Source organism: Agarivorans sp. (assembly GCF_050295395.1).
Lineage (GTDB): Bacteria > Pseudomonadota > Gammaproteobacteria > Enterobacterales > Celerinatantimonadaceae > Agarivorans.
Window position 1 is genome coordinate 1 of sequence record NZ_JBNKPP010000307.1, and the last position, 3,479, is coordinate 3,479.

5 protein-coding genes are annotated in these 3,479 nt (G+C 43.3%); 4 read left to right on the forward strand and 1 reads right to left on the reverse strand.

From position 1 onward, the window contains the following. Positions 1–203: sigma 54-interacting transcriptional regulator (locus ACQY6Q_RS18385; RefSeq protein ID WP_427983666.1), on the reverse strand; the 203-nt coding region annotated here is incomplete at its 3' end. 169 nt (positions 204–372) lie between these two features. Here ACQY6Q_RS18385 and pspA point away from each other — a divergent pair. The 4 genes from pspA (at position 373) to ACQY6Q_RS18405 (ending at position 3,375) form a co-directional block, all read left to right on the forward strand. Continuing rightward, positions 373–1,038 (forward strand): phage shock protein PspA, encoded by a 666-nt coding sequence (pspA, locus tag ACQY6Q_RS18390; protein ID WP_427983668.1) that lies wholly within the window; start codon positions 373–375, stop codon positions 1,036–1,038. 8 nt (positions 1,039–1,046) lie between these two features. After that, complete coding sequence (gene pspB, locus ACQY6Q_RS18395; protein ID WP_427983670.1) at positions 1,047–1,271, forward strand: envelope stress response membrane protein PspB; 225 nt, start codon at positions 1,047–1,049, stop codon at positions 1,269–1,271. After that, positions 1,271–1,645, forward strand: coding sequence for an envelope stress response membrane protein PspC (pspC, locus tag ACQY6Q_RS18400; protein ID WP_427983671.1), 375 nt, complete (start codon positions 1,271–1,273; stop codon positions 1,643–1,645). The genes pspB and pspC overlap by 1 nt, the downstream gene beginning before the upstream one ends. Before the next feature lie 257 nt (positions 1,646–1,902). Beyond that, the gene (locus ACQY6Q_RS18405; RefSeq protein WP_427983673.1) at positions 1,903–3,375 is read left to right on the forward strand and encodes a TyrR/PhhR family helix-turn-helix DNA-binding protein; all 1,473 of its coding nucleotides are present in this window, start codon (positions 1,903–1,905) and stop codon (positions 3,373–3,375) included. Positions 3,376–3,479 lie beyond the last annotated feature (104 nt).

A 3,479-nucleotide genomic window follows, 5' to 3' on the forward strand; every position in this document is an offset into this window, starting at 1 on the left:
GGGTTTAAGCTAGCGCAGTTTAAGCTCAAGTAGTCTTTATCCCATCGGTCTGATAGATAGTGAAGTCGCTCGGCGATAAGCTCTTTGCCTGTTCCTCGCTCGCCAATTACCAATATCGGGCGATTGAGCGGGGCCAGTAAAGACACCTTATCTAATACTTCGAGAAAGCTGGGGGCATTACCCAATAAACTAGGCTTATCCATTGGTTAATTTGACTAATAATTGGTTTATTTAACTATACATTGCTTTGTGGTATTTGCCATATTTGAATTAAATTCAATATAAACAGGTGGTTATAGATATGGCATAAGACTTGTAATAGTAATGCGGAAAGATATCAATAACTCGCCATAAAGGCTTTAGGAGATGATCATGGGTTTGTTTTCGCGTTTAGCTGATATTGTTAATGCCAATATCACCGCCATGTTAGATAAGGCTGAAGATCCACAAAAGATGTTGCGGCTAATAATCCAAGAAATGGAAGATACCTTGGTAGAAGTGCGTGCCAGCACAGCCAAAGTCTTAGCCGATAAAAAGCAATTGCACCGAAAGATTGCTCAATTGCAAGAGCAAGTTGAGGATTGGCAAGGTAAAGCCGAATTGGCCTTAAGTCGCCAGCGAGACGATTTAGCTCGGCTGGCTTTAATTGAGAAGAAACACACCGAGGACTCAGTTAAGCAGCAACAGCAAGAGTTAGCGGCAGTAGATGAAAGCCTTTTGCAATTGCAACACGAGATTGAGCAACTAGAACTAAAACTGAGTGAGTCGCGTAACCGCCAAGCGGGTTTATTGGCTCGTCAAACCACCGCGCAAAATCGTCAAGCGGTTCGCCAACAGCTAGATAATGAGCGAGCCATAAAAACGCGCGAAAAATTTGAACAATTCCAAGCTAAAATTGATCAATTAGAAGCACGTGCTGAAATGTATGGTCAATCGCAAGCGCATTCAGATTTGAATAAGCAGTTTTCTGAATTAGGCGCAGATGCTGAAATTGCTGAAGAACTCAATAAACTCAAAGAAAAGCTTAAGCAGCAATAGGAGAACCTATGCTTACTATGTTGGTTACCCCGTTAATTTTATTCATGGCGATAGTTGCTCCGCTATGGCTGATACTCCATTACAAAAGTAAACGCCAAATTGAACATGGCATCAGTGAGCAAGAGCGGGAGCAATTAAATGCTTTGAGCGCTCGCGCGCAAGAAATGTCGAGCCGGCTAAAAGCTCTGGAAGGCATATTGGATGAAAGCATTCCGCATTGGAGGCAGCGTTAATGTTTGATAAACCTTTATATCGCGATCCTAATAATGGCAAGTTGGCTGGCGTTTGTGCTGGTTTAGCCCACAGTTTAGGCGCCGAAACCTGGTTAATTCGTATTCTTGCTGTCACCTTAGCCATTACTAATTTGGGATTATTTCTGATTATTTATGGTGCTGCATGGCTATTTTTGGATAAGCGACCGCAGACTCTGTATCAAGACGATGCGGTAACCATTAAGGAGAAAGTGTGGCAGCGTGGTGATACACCGAGTCATGCCATAAATGAACTAGAACATCAGTTTGATGACTTCGAGCAGCGTTTAAGAAAAGTAGAAAAGGTGGTAACGGCTCGTGATTTTGAACTTCATAGTCAGTTCAAAAACTTATGAAACAAATAAAAAGAATCACCAACTTCAAATTAACTCATACAAATGTTAATCGACGCTTGGGTTAAGTTCGCTTTTTTGGTTAGACTAAAGGAGCACAAGTAGTATTTGAGTTAGGAAACCATGAACTCAATGGGGATTAGAGGCGCTATTCAGCGTATATTACGGATAGATATTAGGTGTATTCAGAGGTGGCTCAGCCAGCCTTTATTGGCCCATTTCGAGAGGCCTGCTTTGTCAGATAATAAAGCGAATCAAGCATGCGCATAGAGTTAAACTGTGAGCAAAATACGCAGGTTTTTAGTGCCGTATTAAATGTTTTAGTGAAACATGGCTTAGCGCTGCAAGCGATGCAGAGCGCCGAGACAGGGCACTTATTTTTACACTTGAGTGAGTTAGAGTTGCCATTGACTCAGCAATTGCTTAGTGAATTCCGCTGTTTAAGTGGCGTGTCTGATGCCCGTATCGTTTCTGCTTTACCCTCTGAAGTTGAACACAAAGAAGTTCAAATCCTGTTAGACAACGTGCCTTATCCAGTGGTACTGATTGATAAATCTGGTCAAATTCGCCAGTTTAATCAAGCCTTTGAGCAATCCTGTGGCGATACCCTGCAGCCTTTAGCCAGTAGTGATATCAGTAAGCACTTACGCGGTTTTAGTGTGCATCGTTGGTTTGGTAGTGGCTCAGGCAAACGAGAGATTGTCGAAATCCAACTCAACGGCAGGGTATTCATGGTGGATGTGATACCACTGTCTGAAGCGGCATTATTTTCTCATCTCCCCGGCGCGATTATGTTATTTAAATCGGCGTACTGGTTAGAAGCTAGCTTTGACTTATCGCAGATAGAATTGGGCATTAGTGAAGGGCGTTTAGTGGCGAGTAGCGATGAAACTCAAAGCGTCTTAAACGCACTTAAACGTTTGGTTGATCACCCCTTACCGACACTGCTGTTTGGTGAAGCCGGCGTTGGTAAACGCTTTTTAGCGCGGCTATTGAATGAAATGTCGATGGGCGGCGATGAGCGTTTTCACGTGGTGAGCTGCCATAATCAGGAATATAGCTTGTCGGAGCAATTGGCAGAAATTGCTGCCGAACAACCGAATACGGTATTGCTGAGCAATGTAGAACGGCTTAGCAGTCATGAAATTGAAGATGCGGTGAACGCCTTAAGCGCACCCCAGTTAGGGATTAAACACCTGCTCTTTTCTAGTCGTTATACGCCCGAGCAATTAGCGGCCTTATGGGGGGGGGATTGTTATTACTCGGTGATCAAAAACAGCATTAATATTCCGCCTTTGCGCCAGCGCAAGGAAGACATTGTTCCTTTAACCCAGTCGTGGTTAGATTTTCAATACGCCAAGCATCAGGAAATTCCACCGCCGTTAACTCGTGAAGTGAAACGCTATCTTAGTTCTTTGAGCTGGCCGGGGAATATTCCTCAACTATATCAAGTATTACATGACTCCATCGACATAGGCAGTATGAAACGCTGGCAAGTGAGCGATATTAAATATCACCACGAACGTGTGGTAGATAACGTGAGTATCGAAAGCTTACTCCAGCAAGACTACCATTCGGCGATGGGTGAATTTGAACACTTATTATTAAGCTACCATTACCCACAACATCCTAGCTCTCGCTTACTGGCCAAGAAGTTAGGCCTATCTCATACCGCCATTGCCAATAAGCTACGCGAGCATAACATTCGTAATAAACCCGATTTAGATAATTAATTTGCTTGTTTTTGGCAGTAAAAGTCTCGATCTGTGGTTTACCCGTGCGCTGGTTTTGCTATGATGCGGCAAGCAAAAAAATAAACTATGCAACGGAGACGCAA

What these genes read in the sequence shown, in the direction of transcription:
- pspA (WP_427983668.1), top strand. Translation starts at nt 373, where the DNA reads ATGGGTTTGTTTTCGCGTTTAGCTGATATTGTTAATGCCAATATCACC.
- pspB (WP_427983670.1), top strand. Translation starts at nt 1,047, where the DNA reads ATGCTTACTATGTTGGTTACCCCGTTAATTTTATTCATGGCGATAGTT.
- pspC (WP_427983671.1), top strand. Translation starts at nt 1,271, where the DNA reads ATGTTTGATAAACCTTTATATCGCGATCCTAATAATGGCAAGTTGGCT.
- ACQY6Q_RS18405 (WP_427983673.1), top strand. Translation starts at nt 1,903, where the DNA reads ATGCGCATAGAGTTAAACTGTGAGCAAAATACGCAGGTTTTTAGTGCC.